This is a genomic window from Actinomyces sp. oral taxon 181 (assembly GCF_018370895.1).
Lineage (GTDB): Bacteria > Actinomycetota > Actinomycetes > Actinomycetales > Actinomycetaceae > Pauljensenia.
Genome location: NZ_JAGYZL010000005.1, coordinates 22,032 through 40,972 on the forward strand (window position 1 = coordinate 22,032; position 18,941 = coordinate 40,972).

The 18,941-nt window shown below is 55.8% G+C and carries 15 protein-coding genes and 1 riboswitch; of the genes, 12 read left to right on the forward strand and 3 right to left on the reverse strand.

What is annotated here, in order from left to right; genetic code table 11:
- The first annotated feature begins 4 nt into the window (after nucleotides 1-4).
- Together KHW85_RS03530 and KHW85_RS03535 are read left to right on the forward strand one after the other, a co-directional pair.
- Nucleotides 5-1,657, forward strand: a complete 1,653-nt coding sequence (locus tag KHW85_RS03530) for an alpha/beta hydrolase (RefSeq protein ID WP_291458817.1) — start codon at nucleotides 5-7, stop codon at nucleotides 1,655-1,657.
- Between the two features lie 123 nt (nucleotides 1,658-1,780).
- Nucleotides 1,781-2,260, forward strand: a complete 480-nt coding sequence (locus tag KHW85_RS03535; protein ID WP_291458818.1) for a toxin — start codon at nucleotides 1,781-1,783, stop codon at nucleotides 2,258-2,260.
- On the opposite strand, the gene KHW85_RS03540 is transcribed toward KHW85_RS03535, so the two are convergent.
- Complete coding sequence (locus KHW85_RS03540) at nucleotides 2,242-2,637, reverse strand: DUF2218 domain-containing protein (protein WP_291458819.1); 396 nt, start codon at nucleotides 2,635-2,637, stop codon at nucleotides 2,242-2,244. The two genes, KHW85_RS03535 and KHW85_RS03540, sit on opposite strands and share 19 nt — an antisense overlap.
- A gap of 74 nt (nucleotides 2,638-2,711) precedes the next feature.
- On the opposite strand from KHW85_RS03540, the gene KHW85_RS03545 reads away from it, so the two are divergent.
- The 6 genes from KHW85_RS03545 (at nucleotide 2,712) to KHW85_RS03570 (ending at nucleotide 10,452) form a co-directional block, all read left to right on the forward strand.
- Nucleotides 2,712-4,139 carry an amino acid permease gene (locus tag KHW85_RS03545; RefSeq protein ID WP_291458820.1) on the forward strand — a complete coding sequence of 476 codons (1,428 nt, stop codon included), beginning with the start codon at nucleotides 2,712-2,714 and terminating at the stop codon, nucleotides 4,137-4,139.
- Nucleotides 4,140-4,153: 14 nt separating this feature from the next.
- A riboswitch (TPP riboswitch) is annotated at nucleotides 4,154-4,253 on the forward strand.
- A 47-nt stretch (nucleotides 4,254-4,300) separates the two neighbouring features.
- Nucleotides 4,301-5,386, forward strand: coding sequence for a thiamine ABC transporter substrate-binding protein (locus tag KHW85_RS03550; RefSeq protein ID WP_291458821.1), 1,086 nt, complete (start codon nucleotides 4,301-4,303; stop codon nucleotides 5,384-5,386).
- Entirely contained in the window at nucleotides 5,383-7,050 is a 1,668-nt protein-coding gene (locus KHW85_RS03555; RefSeq protein WP_291458822.1) for an iron ABC transporter permease, read from the forward strand. Before KHW85_RS03550 ends, KHW85_RS03555 begins: the two co-directional genes overlap by 4 nt.
- On the forward strand, nucleotides 7,047-7,976 hold the full coding sequence (locus tag KHW85_RS03560) for an ABC transporter ATP-binding protein (RefSeq protein ID WP_291458823.1): 930 nt from the start codon (nucleotides 7,047-7,049) through the stop codon (nucleotides 7,974-7,976). Before KHW85_RS03555 ends, KHW85_RS03560 begins: the two co-directional genes overlap by 4 nt.
- A 9-nt stretch (nucleotides 7,977-7,985) precedes the next feature.
- Complete coding sequence (locus tag KHW85_RS03565) at nucleotides 7,986-8,720, forward strand: class I SAM-dependent methyltransferase (RefSeq protein WP_291458824.1); 735 nt, start codon at nucleotides 7,986-7,988, stop codon at nucleotides 8,718-8,720.
- A 19-nt stretch (nucleotides 8,721-8,739) separates the two neighbouring features.
- Nucleotides 8,740-10,452: an alpha/beta-hydrolase family protein gene (locus KHW85_RS03570; protein ID WP_291458825.1), complete on the forward strand. Its 1,713-nt coding sequence runs from the start codon at nucleotides 8,740-8,742 to the stop codon at nucleotides 10,450-10,452.
- Nucleotides 10,453-10,458: 6 nt separating this feature from the next.
- Here the strand turns inward: KHW85_RS03570 and KHW85_RS03575 are convergent, their stop codons facing one another.
- Nucleotides 10,459-11,661: a family 20 glycosylhydrolase gene (locus tag KHW85_RS03575; RefSeq protein WP_291458826.1), complete on the reverse strand. Its 1,203-nt coding sequence runs from the start codon at nucleotides 11,659-11,661 to the stop codon at nucleotides 10,459-10,461.
- An 89-nt stretch (nucleotides 11,662-11,750) separates the two neighbouring features.
- On the opposite strand from KHW85_RS03575, the gene KHW85_RS03580 reads away from it, so the two are divergent.
- The 4 genes from KHW85_RS03580 (at nucleotide 11,751) to KHW85_RS03595 (ending at nucleotide 16,239) form a co-directional block, all read left to right on the forward strand.
- Nucleotides 11,751-12,890: an ROK family transcriptional regulator gene (locus KHW85_RS03580; RefSeq protein WP_291458827.1), complete on the forward strand. Its 1,140-nt coding sequence runs from the start codon at nucleotides 11,751-11,753 to the stop codon at nucleotides 12,888-12,890.
- A gap of 92 nt (nucleotides 12,891-12,982) precedes the next feature.
- Nucleotides 12,983-14,287, forward strand: coding sequence for an extracellular solute-binding protein (locus KHW85_RS03585; RefSeq protein ID WP_291458828.1), 1,305 nt, complete (start codon nucleotides 12,983-12,985; stop codon nucleotides 14,285-14,287).
- 126 nt (nucleotides 14,288-14,413) lie between these two features.
- On the forward strand, nucleotides 14,414-15,352 hold the full coding sequence (locus KHW85_RS03590; protein ID WP_291458829.1) for a sugar ABC transporter permease: 939 nt from the start codon (nucleotides 14,414-14,416) through the stop codon (nucleotides 15,350-15,352).
- The gene (locus KHW85_RS03595; protein WP_291458830.1) at nucleotides 15,349-16,239 is read left to right on the forward strand and encodes a carbohydrate ABC transporter permease; all 891 of its coding nucleotides are present in this window, start codon (nucleotides 15,349-15,351) and stop codon (nucleotides 16,237-16,239) included. The genes KHW85_RS03590 and KHW85_RS03595 overlap by 4 nt, the downstream gene beginning before the upstream one ends.
- Before the next feature lie 59 nt (nucleotides 16,240-16,298).
- Here the strand turns inward: KHW85_RS03595 and KHW85_RS03600 are convergent, their stop codons facing one another.
- On the reverse strand, nucleotides 16,299-18,896 hold the full coding sequence (locus KHW85_RS03600; RefSeq protein ID WP_291458831.1) for a lysylphosphatidylglycerol synthase transmembrane domain-containing protein: 2,598 nt from the start codon (nucleotides 18,894-18,896) through the stop codon (nucleotides 16,299-16,301).
- Nucleotides 18,897-18,941: the final 45 nt, after the last annotated feature.

Sequence of the window (18,941 nt, forward strand, 5' to 3'; positions counted from 1 at the left end):
AGGCATGAATTCACGCTCCCGCCTGATCGTCTCCGTGTTGATCGTCCTTGCGCTTGCCACAAACTTTGGCATCGCATACTACGCGAAGAATGCTATCGATCAGGCTGCCACCAGTGCCGCCGCAGGTACCTCGAACAGCCAAAACAAGGTGACGGTCGCGCATGCGGCAGACCCGCTTCCCGGCAAGCCGACGAAAGAGCAGTTCTACTCTCAGCCGCTCAATTGGCGACAGTGTGAGGCCTCGGAAATCACAAGCACCGGGGTATCTGCACCGCGCGATATCGACAAGTACCAGTGTGCGTCGCTGACCGCACCGCTGGACTGGGAGAACCTCGACGGGAACCAAATCACCCTTGCCTTGGCGGTCCACCGCGGGGATCAGAGTGAAGGCAAGGCTCTGTTCTACAACCTTGGTGGTCCCGGTGGAGCATCGGTGTCCTCGATTACCTCGCAGGTCACCACCTCTTTGGGTACGGGGCTTGTCTCGGCTTTTGACATCGTTGCTCTGGATCCGCGAGGCGTCGGCGCATCAACCCCTGTCCGTTGCCGAACTGATCAAGAGCGTGACGGCGACGCCGCTGGAACGCGAAACCCGATCGATCCGAATGCAAGTCCCGCAGAAATGATCAAGCTCGCAGAGGATACTTCTCGAGATCTCGCCAAGGGCTGCCAAGACCTCAGTGGTGACATCTTCAAGCACATCGACACCGTGAATGCATCGAAGGACTTCGATATGGTTCGCGCGCTGCTTGGGCAAGAGAAGTTCAACTACCTGGGCTACTCCTACGGAACCTTCCTGGGCGCCACCTACGCCGAGCAATTCCCCGGAAATGTCGGTCACATGGTCCTCGACGGTGCACTTGACCCCTCGGTCAGCGGCGATGAGCTCTCCGCCATGCAGATGCGAGGCTTCGAGGCCTCCCTGCGTCACTGGGTGGAAGATTGCCAGGCAGCACGTAACTGCCCGCTCAAGGGCGATGCAGATGCCGGCATGAAGCAGATGAAGAACTTCTTCGATCGCCTGTACAACACCCCGCTTCAAACCTCAGATCCGAACCGCCCGCTCACTCACGACCTTGCCATGAGCGCTGTTGTCGGTCTGCTGTACTCGACGCAGACGTATTCAATCCTCACGCAGGGAATGCAGCAAGCGCTGAACTCAGAGGACGGCTCGACGCTGCTCTACGTTGCAGACTTGCTGAGCGAACGCAACAAAGACGGAAGCTACTCTTCGAATTCGATGGATGCGATCGTTGCTATTAACTCCCTAGACTTCGAGCCTGTTGGTGATGCAGCCCAATGGGAGAAGGATGCGACAGCACTTAAGCAAGAGCTGATGATCTTTGGTGATCTGGCCGGCTACACCTCCGCCAGTCTTGAAGGCTGGCCGACCAAGCACGCGAAGCGCCACGCAATCAAGGCTGAGGGTGCAGCTCCCATCATGGTCGTTGGTACGACGCATGATCCTGCAACCCCCTACGTGATGTCCCAAAATCTGGCGAAGCAGCTGTCATCGGGCGTGTTGGTGACTTGGGATGGTTGGAACCACACCGCGTACTCGAAGAACGGAAGCAAGTGTGTGGCGACAGCTGTCGAGGGTTACTTCCTGCGTAACGTCGTTCCCAGTGCCGATCTTCAGTGCGGGGCTGATTCCTAAGCACTGATTCTTCAAAGACATACGTCGAAAAGACTGGGACCGGCTAGGTCTGAATAGGCTTGCCCTGTCGCCAATTTCCTCGCTGGCCTTGGCAGCTGGGCCTAGGCTCGCTAACGTTGAGCTATGGACTTCTTCGGTGATGACGAAACAGAAACCCCCGGTCAGAACACGGATAGTGTTGAAGCCGACGTGCTCATTGACACCACCATCGAGAATGCCTGGGCCTTGGTCTCTGAGCCCGGCTGGTGGATCAATGATGGACCGCTGGGCGACCATGATATTGAGCATGGCGATGACGGGCTCTACCACGTTACCGACCCGGAAGCGGGAACATGGCTTGTCGAGAAACTCGACGAAGATCCCATGGATGTCGTGCGATTCCGCTGGTATCCCGTGGCCAGTGATGAGTTCCCCGAAGAAATGCTGACGACTATCGAGGTCTCACTCTCAGAAGAAAAAGGCAAGGTCGCACTTCACGTTGAGGAATCGGGAATTGCCGCCCTCAGTGATGATGAGGACGAGGCCTACCAGCTTTGGGAAGACGAAGCTGGCTTGTGGGACCAGGCCGTTGACAGCGCGAAGGATTACTTAGAGCGTCGGTGACGCTCGATATCCTCTGCTGTTAAGGGGCCCTGCGTGGTTCCGGGAGCTTCCTCACCATCGCTCGGATTCTTCCTCATCCACGCAACCTCAAGCCCGTCGCGATACCCAAAGCGAGCCAGGTGAATCCCGACGACAAACTCAAGGTGCTCCACGGCCTCGGGAGAAGTCTTCAGCTCAAGACGCAAGTGCTGGTCTGTGCACGTGATTGCGCACTCGCCGCCGGGCATTCCCTCACGAGTGAAGATCAGCATTCCGCGCGCTGAATCCTCATCCCACTGTGCATCGATTTTTCGCCCCATGTGAGAGGCAAGCTGATGCCCATATCGACGTGCACGCTCGGTGGGAACATTGGCGACGGAAATCATCACTTCACTCATACAAGCTATTTTCTCCCATCTATCCCGATGGGGCGTGCTAGTGTGGAAAGCTCAACTGAGAGAAACGGATCACAATGAGCACCAGCGAAGACGATGAGCAGAGCTTCGGCGACGCCTCGGGCCGCGAGCTTCAGCGCAATCTAACGAACCGCCATATCCAGCTCATCGCTATTGGCGGCGCAATCGGTACCGGCCTCTTCATGGGCTCCGGAAAGACCATTGCAACGGCTGGTCCCTCGATCCTTTTGGTCTATCTGATTATTGGCAGCGCGCTCTTTCTGTTCATGCGTGCGATGGGTGAGATCCTCCTTTCGGATAAGAGATACGGCACTTTTGCCGATATCATTCGACACTTCCTTGGCCCAACTATGGGGTTTGTCATGGGATGGACCTACTGGCTGTGTTGGGTGGTTACAGGTATTGCTGACGTCGTTGCCATCACCGGTTACGTGCGTTTTTGGTTTCCGAACCTGTCCGCGTGGATTCCCGTTCTTGCTACAGCGCTCCTTCTTTTCACTCTTAATGCGATGACCGTTAAGGCTTTCGGAGAGACCGAATTCTGGTTTGCGATGATTAAGATCGTTGCAATCATTGCTCTGATTGTTGTCGGTGTCGTGATGATTGCCATCGGTATGCGTGACAGCAACGGTACAGCCGCGGCGGTTTCGAACCTGTGGAGTCACGGAGGCCTATTCCCAACGGGACTGAGCGGATTTCTGGGGGGCTTCCAGATCGCAGTTTTTGCTTTCGTTGGTATTGAGCTTGTTGGAACGACCGTTGCCGAAACCTCGAACCCCACTCAAACTCTTCCCAAGGCAATCAATTCGATTCCCGTTCGTGTTGTTCTGTTCTATATCTGCTCTCTTGCGGTCATCATGATGGTGACGCCCTGGGATCAGATTGATAAGACCCAGTCGCCTTTCGTCACGATGTTCTCAATGACGGGACTGGGTGCAGCGGCCTCACTGGTGAACTTGGTGGTGCTCACTTCTGCGGCCTCGTCGGCCAACTCGGGGATCTACTCCACCTCGAGGATGCTCTTCTCCCTCTCACTTCAGGGTGATGCGGCCCCCTTCTTTGGTCGTCTGTCAAAGCATCACGTCCCCCAGAATGCACTTTTCCTTTCGTGTGTGTTCTTGCTTTCCGCCGCTGTTCTTCTGGCTTTTGGTGATTCAATCCTGAGCGTTTTCACCGTGGTGACCTCAATGTCGGCCACACTCTTCATGGTCGTGTGGGTTTTGATTGTTATCGCCTACTTGTTCTACGTGCGTAGGTACCCGAACAAGCATCGCAGCTCGACCTTCCAGCTTCCTGGCGGTGTCTTCTCGGCCTGGCTGTTCATCGCCTTCATTGCTGCGGTGGTCGTCGTGCTGTCCTTAGATATGGAAAGTCTGCAGGGGCTACTGATGTCGGCTGCTTGGATGGTTGGCATCACTGTCGTCGGCGTGATTCGTCGCCACCGTTCTCTGGTTCGCCGAGGCCGTACATCCCTCTCTGCTTGATGCGCTATGCTTGGCGAGTAAGACAGGGGAGCCCACCGTGGGCTGAGAGTGCGAATGCAGACCCTTACACCTGATCCGGATTATGCCGGCGTAGGAAGTCGCAATCTCCAGACTGCCTCCCCCGAGGCGGCCTAGCCCTCCACCATTAGCGGAGGAAGAAAATGTCTACTTTTTCGGCGCATCGTCGCGTCCGTTTGATCGCATCAACTGCGACATTTTTGGTTGCAGCAAGCTCTCTTGCAGCTTGCGCGGGAAGCGCTAAGGATGGTGCCGCAACGCAGGCTGGCACGGCCTCGGCACAGGGTGATCAAAACGTCACTATTCTTGCCTACGATTCATTCGAATTTCCCCAAGACCTTCTGGACAAGTTCCATGAGAAGACCGGAATTACTGCGAAAATCCAAGCGATCGGTAACGGCGGGGAGCTGGCCAATCAGCTGGTACTTACCAAGGATTCACCCCTGGGAGATGCAGTTTTCGGCCTAGATAATACGGTTTCAACCCGTATTGGCGGTCAGGGAATCATCGAGGATGCACATATCACCTCGCCCAACGCAGATGACAATTTCCAGGGTGAACCCGGTCTGGTTCCCATCGATCGCGGCGATGTCTGCGTGAACTACGACAAGAAGTGGTTCGCCGACCACCAGCTTGCTGTGCCGACAAGCTTCGAAGATCTAGCGAAGCCTCAATACAAGGACATGCTTGTTGCCATGAACCCGGCATCGTCAACTCCGGGAATGGCATTCATGCTGGCAACGATCGCAAAGTTTGGTCCCGATGGGTACGCTCAGTACTGGAAGTCGCTCAAGGACAACGGCGTGAAGATCACCGAGGGCTGGTCGCAGGCATTCAACGTTGACTACAGCGCTGGTGAAGGCAAGGGCAGCTACCCCATGATGGTGTCCTATGGTTCCTCTCCCGCCTATGCGGTCAATGATGCAGGAACCGAAAGCTCGACCGGTGTTATTACCGATACCTGCTTCCGCCAGGTTGAGTATGCCGGTGTCCTCAAGGGTGCGAAGAACCCCGAAGGAGCAAAGAAGTTCATCGAATTCTTGCTCTCTGACGAAGTCCAAAGCGCAATTTCGAAGGCAACCTACATGTACCCCTACAAGGGACAGGCACCTGAGGCTCTGCAAAAGTTTGGCCCTCTGACCGATAAGCCCCTGCGTGTTGATCCTCAGGACATTGAGAAGAACTCGACTGCTTGGCTCAAGTCCTGGCAAGAAACGGTCCTTGGGTGACAGATTTTCGGCAGCGTGCGCTTAGGGTGGGCGCCGGGGCAGTGGCCCTCGGCGTCCCCCTGGCGTTTCTTACGCTGTTTTTTGCGTGGCCAGCGGCGACGCTCATTGCTCAGGGATTTAGTGCTGAGGGCGGTGGAATTGACCTTTCGGGCTTAGGTGAGCTTTTGGGGGCTTCTCGAACTTGGAAGGTCATTGGCCGCACCCTGTGGATGGCCCTTCTGGGTACGATCTTTTCATTGATTTTGGGGATTCCGGGTGCCTACGCCCTGTACTGCTGTCGTTTCCCCGGACGTCGATTCCTTCGCGCAGTCATTTCGGTGCCCTTTGTTCTGCCCACAGTCGTTGTGGGTGTTGCTTTTCGCTCTCTTCTTGCGCCTCAGGGGTGGCTAGGCTTCTTGGGGCTGGATGGCACGATGACCGCGGTTGTCGCAGCGATGGTGTTTTTCAATTACTCGCTGGTTGTACGCAATGTTGGCAGTTTTTGGTCCCAATTAGATGAGCGTCCCGCTCAGGTCGCCTCATGTCTGGGTGCTCCACCACGCCGAGTTTTCCTGAGTGTCACCCTTCCGGCACTCCTTCCCGCGATTGCCTCTGCGGCCTCGTTAGTCTTCCTGTATTGCGCCACTTCCTTCGGGATTGTGTTGATTTTGGGTGGTTCGAAGCTCACGACCGTGGAGTCCGAGATCTACATGCTCACCACCCAGTTCTTAGATCTTCGCAGCGCCTCGGTGCTGTCCATTGTTCAGTTAGTCGTCATTGCACTGTCCTTGATCATCGCCGAGGCCGCGCGCAGACGTGGGAAGAACGCGGCAACTTTGGGTGCGCCTCGGGCGCAGAGGCCCGTGAGCGCGGGAGATCTGTGGGCGCTGCTTTTCAGCGGTTTTGTTATTTGTGTGCTTGTCCTTCTGCCCCTGGCCGCACTGGTGTGGCGTTCCCTTCACCGACGAGGCCGTTTCACCTTTGAGCACTATGCGAAGTTGGCAGATTCTTCCTTCACTCCCGCTCTACGTGTCTCACCCCTGCAGGCTTTGGGACATTCGCTTCTTGTCGCCCTTGCCGCAATGGTTATTGCTTTAAGCGTGGGCGTTTGCGTGGTTCTTCTTGTGACGCGTCATCCCCGTTCACGAGTGGGACGAAGTGCATTAGCTGTGGTGGAAAGCGTCTTCATGCTTCCTTTGGGTGTTTCTGCCGTGACGGTGGGTTTCGGATTCCTTATCACCATGAATCGCCAGCCTCTAGATCTGCGCAGTTCCTGGATCCTGGTGCCCTGTGCGCAGGCCGTCGTTGCTCTTCCTCTGGTCGTTCGCCTGATCGCGCCCTCTTTGCGAGCAATTAACCCCCGACTCCGCGAAGCTGCTGCAAGTTTGGGGGCCAGCGATTCTCGAGTTTTAGTAACAATCGATGGACCGGTCCTTGTGCGCTCCGTGGGTATCGCTGCGGGTTTTGCGATTGCGACGTCATTGGGTGAATTTGGTGCGACGTCTTTCCTTGCAAAGGGGGATGCAGTCACGCTTCCCGTGGTCATCTATCGTTTGATTTCGCGCCCTGACGCCTTAGATCAGGGTGTGGCGATGGCTTCTTGTGTCCTTCTTGCAGCGGTGTGTGCACTGCTGATTACCTGTATGGAATGGCTGCGTCCAGCGGAGATCGGAGACAGACTATGACCGGTTCGACAGCTTTAGAGTGCATCGATGTGAGCGTTGATTACGGTTCTTTCCGTGCGGTAGATGGTGTCTCTTTCTCTCTTCAGTCTGGTCAAATCACTGCGCTTCTCGGCCCAAGTGGATGCGGAAAGTCGACTTTGTTGCGCGCAATCGCGGGCCTCGAACGTCCTCAGCAGGGCGATATTCAATGGGACGGACAGTCAATTCTTCGCACTCCTACGTATAGGCGTGGTTTTGGCTTGATGTTCCAGGACGGACAGCTCTTTCCGCATCGCAGTGTCGAAGGGAATGTCGCCTATGGGCTGCGTCATCTTCCCGCCTTCGAACGCTCTGCGCGTGTTGCAGAGGTTTTAGAGATTGTCGGTTTGGAAGGTTTTGGCCCGCGGAGTATCGATTCCCTGTCGGGAGGCCAGGCGCAGCGAGTGGCCTTGGCCCGCGCTTTGGCCCCACGGCCTCGTCTCCTTCTCTTGGATGAACCGCTTTCCGCGCTAGATCGTTCGATGCGTGAAAGTTTGTCAGTCGAGTTGCGTGAAATCATCACAGGCGAAGGAATCACAAGCATCTACGTCACCCATGACCAGGATGAGGCTTTTACCGTTGCTGATCAGATTGGCGTGATGATCGCCGGGCATCTTCGTCGCCTTGATACTCCCGAGGCCGTGTGGGAGGACCCGGGAGACATAGAAGTTGCGCGCTTTTTGGGAGTCGAGAAGGAAGAACTGGAGCTTGCCGGCACAGAAGGTGAGCTCTGGGCGGTTGTGTGCGGTACTGTGCTGAGCCGCGGTCGGGGATTCTCTGTGATTCCCGTTCAGCTGGAATCTTCTTCTAGCGCAGAACCAAAGTTGATGCGAGTTCCTTTCGGCAATCCGATCCCTTCTGTTGGCCAGCGGGTTCAGGTCCGGGCATCTCGGGGGACAATCCACTAGGCTTCACTCGTGACCAATCCCTTTCAACACGCGACAGATTCCTATGGTTCTGTTCGTCCAAGCTACCCGCGTCAGGCGATCGATACGATTCTTGCGGGGGAGAAGGCCTCGGAAATCACCATTGCGGATATCGGTGCGGGAACGGGAAAACTGACCGCGGAGCTTCTTGAGCGCGGGGCGAAGGTGATCGCAGTTGAGCCAGCTCAGGCGATGCGCGAACAACTGGTGACGCTCCTAGGACACGATCAGAATGTGCAGGTTGTTGATGCCTGCGCTGAAGCAACTGGGCTGCCGGATGCGAGTGTTGACCGCGCCGTATTCGCACAATCGTGGCATTGGGTAGATCCGCAGGCAGCGGGGCAGGAAATGCACAGAATTGTGCGTCCCGGTGGGCAGTTGATGATTGTGTGGAATCAACTGGATGTGACAATCCCATGGGTCCACAGGCTCACGAGAATTATGCGTTCGGGTGATGTTCACCGTCCCGACCGTCCTCCGACTGTGGGTGAGCACTGGTCCCAACCGGTATTGAATCGTTTTGATTGGAATGATTCCATGAACCCCGAAGCCATTATGGAGCTGGGGACGACGCGCTCGTCCTACTTGCGCTCCACCGCTGTGGGGCGCGAAAAAATGCAAGAGAATCTGCACTGGTACCTGTATGAGCATCTGGGCTTTGCGCCCCACTCCACTGTGAAACTGCCCTATTTCACGCTCGTCTGGGTTGCAGATCGGGCAGAATGAGACATATTCAGGAGGTGTTATGGATATTTCACTCATTGGCGTCGTCGGCGCGCTGGTGATGTACGGAGTATCCGTTTCGCCTTCTCTTCTTGCCCGATCGTGGCAGTGGCACGCGGTTGCCTCCGGTGTTCTCTCGGCTGTTGGCTACATCGTTGGACTGACAATCCAGCGTTTCTATGCACTGGTTGTGCCCAGGCTTGGCGTTGAGATTACCGCTCCACAATCGGTATCGATTGCTTTTAGGGCTGTACTACTGCTGGGGTTCTTTTTGTGGTTCCTCCGCTGGCTGCTCCAGTCCTATCGCGAGCGCAAGCGTGCCAATCATCTGGTTGGAATGCGTGGTGAGACCTTGGGGGAATACCTCTTGGGAACTTTCTGCGCCTTCATTCTGATGCTGGCATTGCTCGGGATTGCTTGGGGCCTACAGTGGATTGGCCGGGCAATCGTTATTGTTCTGAGCCGGTGGATGCCCATGGTCTTCGCGCTGGCTCTTTCCCTGCTCATTCTTGTCGTCATTGTGTATGCCTTGACCTCGCAGGTCCTTTTGAAGCTGGGTATTAATTTCTTCACCCGTCATGCGCGAAAGATGAATAACCGCACGGCAAAGGGGATTGTCCAGCCCCAGGTGCCTGAGCGTTCAGGTTCGCCACAGTCGTATTCCTCCTGGCGTGCCGTGGGCGGGCAGGGCCGCGTTTTTCTTGGTCGAGGTCCTAGCCGCGCCGATATCGAGGCCGTTACGGGTTGCTCGGCTATGGAGCCCATTCGCGTGTATGCGGGGATGCCTGAAGAAGGACAGAGCCTGCAAAGCGCCGCTGATCTTGTTGTCGAAGAATTGCATCGGACGGGTGCTTTTGATCGCTCTGTCATTTTGATTGCAACTTCGACGGGATCTGGATGGGTTGACGAATGGCAGGTTCAACCCGTGGAGTACTTGACTCGCGGGAATTGCGCGACTGCCTCGATGCAGTATTCCTTCGTTCCTTCCTCGATTAACTTCCTGACGGATCTGGATGTTTCTGAAGAAGCAGCGGTCATTCTCTTTGAAACGATTCGTCGCGCGGTGGATGAGATTCCGGAAGACCGTAGGCCAGCACTTTTCGTCTGCGGAGAATCTTTAGGTGCCTATGCCTCGCAACATGTCTTCTCGGGAATTGTCGATGTTTTAAGTCGGACTGACGGTGCGCTCTGGGTGGGAACTCCGGCGTTTACGCCGATGCACGCGGAACTGACTGCCATCCGTCACCGAGGCAGTCCCGAGGTTGCTCCCGTTGTTGCAAATGGTCGCCACGTACGTTTCGTTAATGTTCCAGAGAATCTTTGGTCAGATGTTTACGGTCGCGAACTCGGCGATTGGAACTATCCCAGGGTTGTCTATGCTCAGCACCCCTCGGATCCGGTGGTTTGGTGGAATTCGGAGTTAGTGTGGCACAAGCCCGACTGGATTTCAGAAAAGGTTGATGGGGATGTCAGTCTCCGTATGCAATACACACGAGGTGCGACCTACATTCAGGTCCTCGTTGATATGCCGGTTGCGGGTACGGCTCCGGGTGGTCATGGGCACACCTATCACGAAGAACTCACTCCGCTGTGGGAAGCGATCTTAGGGCTTCGCGAGGATGAGAGAAACGCGGGATCGCACTTTGGCTTGGATTCACGGTGGATTCAGGAAGATACCCACGAAAAGATTGGTCGGGCCATTCGCGAAAATCTCTCGCGTTCTGAACGTCAGTAGAAAAAGTTAAGCTTTCCGACCGTAGATTCCGCGTTCGGCCAGCCACTGCATTTCCGCGCGAATGCGCTCGTGAATCTCGGCCTCGTCAAGGGCGCACAAACCATGCCAGGCGACTTCGGCGACGGCAAGCAAACGCGGGAAAAGCTGGTAGTACAACTGCTCACGTGTGGGAACGAATTCGCACCACAGTGCACTTTGAATGCCAATTGGCGCGGTGGCCGCTTGTGTGATCTCCTCCATGACCTCGGTGAGGATTCGTTTGGGAGTAATCACTCCGAACATTGCCGCAGGTTCATCCGAGGCTTCTCCAGCCAGGCGATTCAGATAGAGCTGGTCGCAGCATCCATAGACCCAAGGTTGTCCAGAGAGCGCTGCGCGTCGGGGTCCTTCACCGAATCCTCGCCACGCGATGATGAGAGTGTCATCAAGAACATCTGCCGGGGCGATTTCGGTGAGTTCATCCCAACCGGCAGCGCGCTTACCCAGAGAATGAAGGATTTCGAGTGCGCGTCGAGTCATGGATTCTTGGAGCTCACGTCCGCTGCGAATTCCTTGGGATGCTAGAGAATCCATCAAGGTGTGATCGTTTTCCCAGGCCTCAAAACGACATTCATCCCCGCCGATATGAATGATCTGCGATGGGAAGAGAAGAGCGACGTGGGTGAGTGCGGCATCAATCAAAGCCCAGGATTGATCTGTGGGCCAAAGAAGGTCATTACGATGGCTCCATTGCTCGGGAGGGAGCTTCGCCAATGCTGGATCTCCCAGCTCGGGGTAGGAGCGAATTGCTGCATGCATGTGGCCGGGAAGGTCAATTTCTGGGATGACCTCAATTCCTTCTGAGACAGCGTGGGTGATAATTTCCCGGATCTCATCATCCGTGTAAAAGCCCCACGTGGAGTCTTGGGGAGCGCTCGCGATCATGACGGAGCGTTTATCCGCGTCCACATTGTCGTACCAGTCGAAAGCTTCGCGCGGTAAATGCGCGCCCGTTTGAGTGAGTTCAGGGAATTCGGGGATCTGGATACGCCAGCCAGCATCATCGGTGAGATGAAGATGAAGGCGGTTGAAGCCATAGCGTCCCAGCAGAGTGATGATCTCGTGGATAAGCTCGGGCTGCCAGAATGTCCGTGCGCAATCGAGCATAAATCCACGCCACGCGAAGGCTGGTGTGCATTCGCGATCATGTGGGATCATTGAGGGTGACACGTTAATCCTCTTTAATTAGGTCAACCGACTATAGTGTTACGAATCGTAACATCAGATTCTGTGTGTGCCAAGGTCTGAATGGAGTAAAAGTGCTGAGTACAAATAAAGAGCGCGCAATTGCAGCTCTTGTGATGCAGGGGCCGCAGCATCGCGCTGCCTTGGCTCGCAGTCTTTCGGTTTCTCGCACAACCGTCACGAATCTGGTCCAGGACCTCATTGCCGAGGGATACATGGCCGATGATGGAGAATCTCCATTGAAATCCACCGTCAAACTCACGGAAAAAGTGGGTGTTCTGGTGTCGGTTGTCTTCTGGATTGATCGGACGTTAATTTCGATTGCCAGTGTTGATGGCCGCCTTCTCAATTCTCGCGAAATCGCAGAAAACCCTCACGAAAGCGGAAAAGTTCGCCTCTCACACGTCGCAGCGCCGCTGTCTGTCATGCGTGCCCAACTTGGCGATCCTGTGGTGCGTGCGGGTCATGTTGCAGTTAATACTCAGATCAACGTTCGCACGGGTGAAGTGGTCGGGAGTGCGGCCTCGTCGATGTGGAAGGGCACTAATCCGCTTAAGGCGATGGGCGCACTACTGAATGCTCCGATTTGTGTCGAGAATACGGCGCGACTGGCCGCATTTGTTGAGTATGAGCGAATGGATGAGCCGGCATCCTCCATGGCCTACGTCCATCTTTCTCACGGTATCACCATGGGATATGTGCTGGATGGGGCACTGATTCGAGGGGGGCATGGGGGAGCGGGTGAGCTGGGGCATATCAGTATTGATCCCATGGGAATTCCTTGCGAATGCTCGAATAGAGGCTGTCTGCAGCAGTATGTGTCGACCCCCGCAATCCTTGCTCGTCTTCGACCAATTCTGGGCGAAAAAGCGGGGGTATCCGATTTTGTTGATGCTGTGAATGACGGCGATCATGCTTGCGTGAGCTTGGTTGAAGAAATTGGTGAACAGCTGGGCGTTGCGATGGTCGCCGTGACGAATCTTCTTGATCCCGAGGAAATTATCCTTGGGGGAGAGCTCGCAAAGGTGGGCGCTCACCTTCTCGAGCCGCTTCGTCGCGTTGTTCGTCGCCGAGGCCTTCCTCTGTCTGCGCACAACGTTCGTTTTTCCTGTGCGGGGGAGCCGGCCTCGGCACAGGAAATGGCTGCTGCAGCCTTCCGGGTGATCGTTCACGATGAGGAAATCGTCGAATCGATAGTCCGCTCTGTTGCATAACAAAAGTGTTACGCTTCTTGACAAACTTTTTGTCGGCAGTGATACTAAAACTCATCTACGCATAGGCGCGTAGCGTTTGAGAGGAAATACAGATGTCTCAGCACACAACCAGAAGGCGTGTGATCGCCCTGGCCACAGCATGTGTCCTTAGCCTCGGCCTCGCCGCATGCGGAAAGTCTTCGACCCCCGATGCAAGCGCATCTTCTGACACCTCCGCGCTGACCGGAAAGACCGTTCGCGTGTGGTTCATGGAAGGCTCGATTTCGGACGATGCTATCGCATACCTGGAAAAGACCTTCGCAGAGCAGAACCCCGGAAACGCCCTCAAGGTCGAAATCCAGCCTTGGGATGGAATCGTATCCAAGCTGCAAACCTCGCTGGCCTCCAAGTCCGAAAGCCCCGATCTGGTCGAAACCGGTAACACCCAGACCGCGGTCTTCGCATCGGTCGGCGCATTCGCACCCGTCGATGACCTCTACAACAAGGTCGGTGGCGACAAGCTTATTCAGTCCTTTATCGATGCAGGACGTTGGGATAACAAGCTTTACGCACTTCCGCTGTATGCGGGCGCTCGCGGAATTATCTACCGTAAGGATCTTTTTGAAAAGGCCAACATCGCTGTCCCGAAGACCATCGATGAGCTGGCGGACGCGGCAATCAAACTGGGTAAGGCCAACCCCGATAACGTCGAAGGATTCTCCGGCATGTACCTGTCGGCAGTTGATATCCACGGTGTCGAATCCCTGATGTTCGCCGGTGGCGGCGACTACGCAACCTTGAGCAATGGGAAGTGGCAAGAAAAGCTCACCGATCCGGCCACCGTCGCCTCGCTCGAGCGTGTGCAGAAGATCTTTAAGGACGGCACCGCATACGCGATGGACTCCTCCGCTTCGCAGAAGAGCTTCCAGAAGTACTTCAATGAGAACAAGGTCGGTATTCTGGTCGGCACCGGCTCGGTTGCCAAGAAGATCGATAAGGAACTGTGGGACGCAGGAAAGGTTGGCGTCATGCCGATCCCCGGAGTCAAGGAAGGAAGTGTCGGACAGACCTTCGCGGGTGGCTCCTCCATTTCGCTGGCATCAAATGCGCAGAACCCCGAGCTAGCCAAGAAGGCCCTTGAAGTGATCTTCTCTGAGAAGTTCCAGACTATGATTGCCAAGGCTGGATGGACTCCCGGTAATACCCAGTACGGTTCGGCCTCGGAAGGTGCATTTGCGGACATCTCCACCACCGTTATCGAGAACTCCAAGCTCACCCCGAACACACCTCAGTGGGGCGTCGTTGCAGGCGATAACGTCATCCGAGACTTCTTCACCGAAATCGCCCAGGGCAAGGACGTGAAGACAGTTGCAAAGGATGCGGGCGCGAAGCTCGATACCACGCTGAACAAGCAGTAGGAGTGATACTCCTTCATATCTCGCGCCAATCTGAAGGATAGACAGAAAGGCACATCCAAATCGGGGAGTCGCCCGACCTTTCACGGGCGACTCCCCAAACCTTCCCAATACTCGGAGAGAGCAACGATGACCTCCTCGCAAAGCCCAGTGCGTGCGGGCAGCCCACGCAAGAAACTCACGCGCACACTGGCTCCCTTCCTCCTTCTCAGCCCAGCCGTTGTTTTGGTCCTGGTTGTTCTGGGATACCCCATGGTTCGCCAGTTCCTCATGTCGTTCCAAAAATTCGGATTGGAACAGCAATTCGGGAAGCCGCCAACATGGGTGGGGCTGGATAACTACCTTGCAATTCTCTCCGACCCCTATTTCTGGTCTGTCCTGGCAAAATCCCTTGCCTTCTGTGCGTGGACTGCGGGACTGACCATGGTCGGTGCAATCGCCCTGGCGCTCATGATGCGCGCAGCATCTCCTGCTGCCAGAACCTTCATGAACTCCACTCTGATTGTTGTCTGGGCAATGCCACTTCTTGCCTCTTTGACTGTGTGGCAATGGTTGGTCGACCCGAACTTTGGTCTGATCAACTTCCTTTTGGCATCGATTGGCCTTCCCTTCAAGGGGTTCGCGTGGCTCTCAGCTTCGTATTGGACCTTCTTCTTAGTCGCCTCGGCAATCATCATCTGGGCATCCATGCCCCTAGCAACGATCTCCATTTACGCAGCTGTCACGCAGATCGATGACTCTTTGCTTGAAGCCGCGCAGATTGATGGAGCCGGCTACATGTCACGCCTTCGTTACGTGATCTTCCCGTCGATTTCTCCGGTGATCGCACTCATTGGTGTTCTTCAGGTGATTTGGGACCTGCGAGTCTTCACCCACATCTACGTTCTTCAGCAGTCGGGTTCGATTTCGACTGAAACAAACCTTCTGGGTACCTACGTGTACCGCCTTGGTATCTCTCAGGGTAACTACGGGATGGCCTCGGCCCTTGCAACGGTCATCTTGCTGATCACCGTGGTGATTACAGCGAAATACATTCACATGCTCTTCACGAAGGGGGTCGCACGATGAGCACCGCACAGGTTCGGGAACGCGCACACCAGGCTGTGCCTCGTCCCCTCAATCGCAAGAAAATCCATCCCGGCAAGATTGCAGTCAATGCGATTTTGGTCATCACTTCGCTCGTCTGGCTCCTTCCCGTGTATTGGATGGTGAACTCAGCATTCCAAACTGAGAAAAACCTTCTGTCGAGCCCGCCGAAGCTGATACCCGCGCCGCTGACCACCGAACACTTCGCCAAGGTGCTCTCGTCTCCCGCATTTCACTCCGCCTTGCTCATGTCCTTAGGCGCGGCAGTTATCACTGTTGTGGCAACAACCCTGTGCTCACTTCTTGCAGCTTTGGCCTTAGCACGTTTTAATTTCCGAGGCCGTCGGACTCTGATCGTTGCAATCCTTGTGATTCAGATGATCCCCGCCGAAGCGCTCTTTATTTCCCAGTACAGGATGTTGGACTCGTGGGCGCTGTTGAACTCGGTTGCTGGCCTGTCATTGCTGTACGTGGGTGGCGTGCTCCCCTTCGTCACGTGGATGATGCGCGGTTATGTTGAGGCCGTTCCCGAGGAGCTCGAGCAGGCCGCAATGATCGACGGATGCACCCGAATCCAGGCATTCATGCGTGTGACCTTACCGCTTCTCGCACCGGGATTGGTATCGACCTCGGTATTTGCCTTCCTTCACTCCTGGAATGAATACACGCTGGCCCTGATTGTGCTCTCTCGCGATTCGGCAGTGACTTTGCCACTGTGGCTGCAATCCTTCCAGCAGGGCCTGCAAGGTTCGGACTGGGGCGGTGTGATGGCAGGCTCGACACTCATCACAATCCCCGTGCTGATCCTGTTCATTTTCGTTCAGAACCGGATGTCAACCGGTATGGTGTCTGGGGCTGTGAAGGGCTGAAAAATTTTTACTGGCAGCCCCATGTCGGCCTGTCAATATGCGGCAAAGTCAGCAGAGGATCAGATCAGGTTTCGCTTCTGCATGATCTTCAGGGCCACCCAACCGAAGGGAGCGCGGCCGTAGAAGGTCACCAGACGGTAGATGATCGCGGTCGGAAGAGCCACGGACACGGCGATTCCGGCAACTTGAAGGCCACCGGTGAGTGCGGCCTCGACCGGACCGATGCCACCGGGGGAGGGGACGACAGAACCCAGTGAGTTCGAGGCCAAATAGGTGATGGAGAGCGTTACCAAGTTCAATGATCCGCCCATTGCGGTTAGGGACGCCCAGAAGGCTCCAACGAAACCAATATTCATGAGCAGGTTTCCACCGAGTACCGCGAGGAGGCGCTGAGGCTGACCGGCAACCCACAGAAGACGCGGATACACCTGCTTCCATGTTGGCTCGATCTTCGACCAGATGAACTTTCGGATCTTCGGAATCGAAATGCACACGATGACAATCACAGCTACGACAGCGGTTCCGGCAATAATCGCGCCGTAGGGGAGTGAAACCGACAGCGACGAACCCGAGAAGAACAGGACGATGACCAACAATGAAACGGTCACCAGGAACTGGGAGATCTGCTGCAAAGTGACGGTGGTGACGGCAGCGGCTGTCGACATCTTCTGCTTTGTCAGGAAACGCAGGTTGAGTGCCGCCGGACCGATTCCAGCGGGGGCAACAAGAGTGATAATCGAGGCTGCGATCTGAGCCAAGATGGCATCGCCAAATTTGACCTTCTCTTGGCTGAAGGCAACCAGGGGAACGGCTCCTCCGACCCAGGTTGTTGCTGCGAAGGCGAAAGCGACAACGATCCAAATCGGGCTTGCCTGCTTCACCGCAGCGACGATATCGGAGAAGTTGAGCGAACCCATCAACACGACAACCGCAACTGCCAGAACACCGAAGGTAATCATTGTCCTGGGGGCGAAGCGCTGAAGGTTTGCGGGCTGAACGGATTCTTGCGGGGTGTCGGCGACGATTGCCTCGCGCAGGCGATCCAGAAGGTCGCTACGTCGAAGAGCGGAGGAAACCTCGGAAGGAAGAACCGGCTTTTGAAGAACCGGTGCGCAGGCGACCAATTCCGCCTCGCTGAGGTTTCGCCGTGCCGAGGCCAGAGCTCGCTCAGGCCCAGCATAGATAGCAAGTAGGGTGAGGAGCTGAGCGATATCAATGCGTTGGTTGAGCTCAGTAGTTGCAACCTCGCCTTCATCCCAGTGGATCAGCCAAACCTCTGAGGACTGGTCGAGTACGACGGATGAAGGGGCGATGCGGCGGTGGCTGATCGCGTGAGAGTGCGCCAAGAGGAGCTGCTTCCATGCCTGATCAAGAATGTCATCGCTCAGTGCGTCGGTGTCGGCTAGATCCTTGAGGGAAGCTGTTGGGGGAAGGGCTCGCATCGCCGTCATGATCGAGTCCCCAGCTTGAGCAATACCCATGGGCTCAGGCAAGCGAACACCGGAACGTTTAGCTGAAATAGCGGTCAGCATGGAGCGCTCTGCAGCTGCTTTTACCGAGGGGGATACCCAGCGAGAAATCCCGCGCAGGCGAACGTTGTTCCATACTTCCAGGAGTGTGCCGGCCATACCGCGGCCCGGATCCAAAATAGTGATTTCGTATGGGACGCCGTAGGTATCCCAGACCTGGTAGTGGCGGTTTCCGTCGGCCGGTGGTCGGCGAGCAATCGTGTATTCCGCTGAATCAGCTTCAGCAGTCCCCATACGGAAGTGGCCGCGTGGTGTTTCCGTAACAGCCCATGTGTCTAGCGTGAGTCCTGCGGGAAGAAGGTCTGTGCGGATGATGCGTGAGGGAATAATCCGGATCGAGAGCAGCGCCTTCACAATCTGGCCGCCCGAGGCACTGCGGTCTTGGAAGCCCAAGAAGAAACGCGATGAGACACCAAAAGTGCGACCAAGAAGAACGGAGATTAACGCGGATGGAAGAGTGAGTTGCCCGCGAAGTACCCAAATGACGATGATGATGCCCAGAGCCCAGTAGGACCAGCGGACTGAACGAAGTGCTTCCGCTTCACCCGCAGCTGTGAAGAGGGCAATGAGAGCGATTGCGACCAGGTTGATCGCGATGTGCGAGGCCGTCTGTCCGTTCTCCACGTTCGTGACCCTGAGTGGACCAGTGATGGTTTCAGGAAGTTGGCGAAGTCCCAGCAAGATGACATACGAGGCCACGCCAGCGATCATGGCGGTGGTGAGAGCTTCGATGGCAGTGGAGATCTGTCGGCGGAAAAGCAATATTCCAATGACGGCGATCGGGGTGACCAAGATGGTCAGGCCCTCCAAGAGCGACAGGGGCATCAGGAGGAGATCGCGGATCACTGTGACTCGTAGAACGTCTTGAGCGACGCCTTCTGTCGTTGAGGATGCGACGAATCCCAGGCCCCACACAAGGACAATTCCCACAAGGCACATGATGGCCTCGTAGAGATCAGCCCGGCGCCGGCGACGGGAAAGCAGGTGATCGGCAAAGAAAACAGGTTCGGGAAGCCGAGAGTGCAAGGAAGTGGATGCAGTCGATTCAGGGGGATCTACCAGTGGTTCCACAGAGGATGTGGGGGCCTCGGTTATGTCAGACGTGACCAGTTCCTCGGAATTCTCCATGGATGACATCCTATCTGTTGTGTAAAGACCGGTAGGGTTGATTCA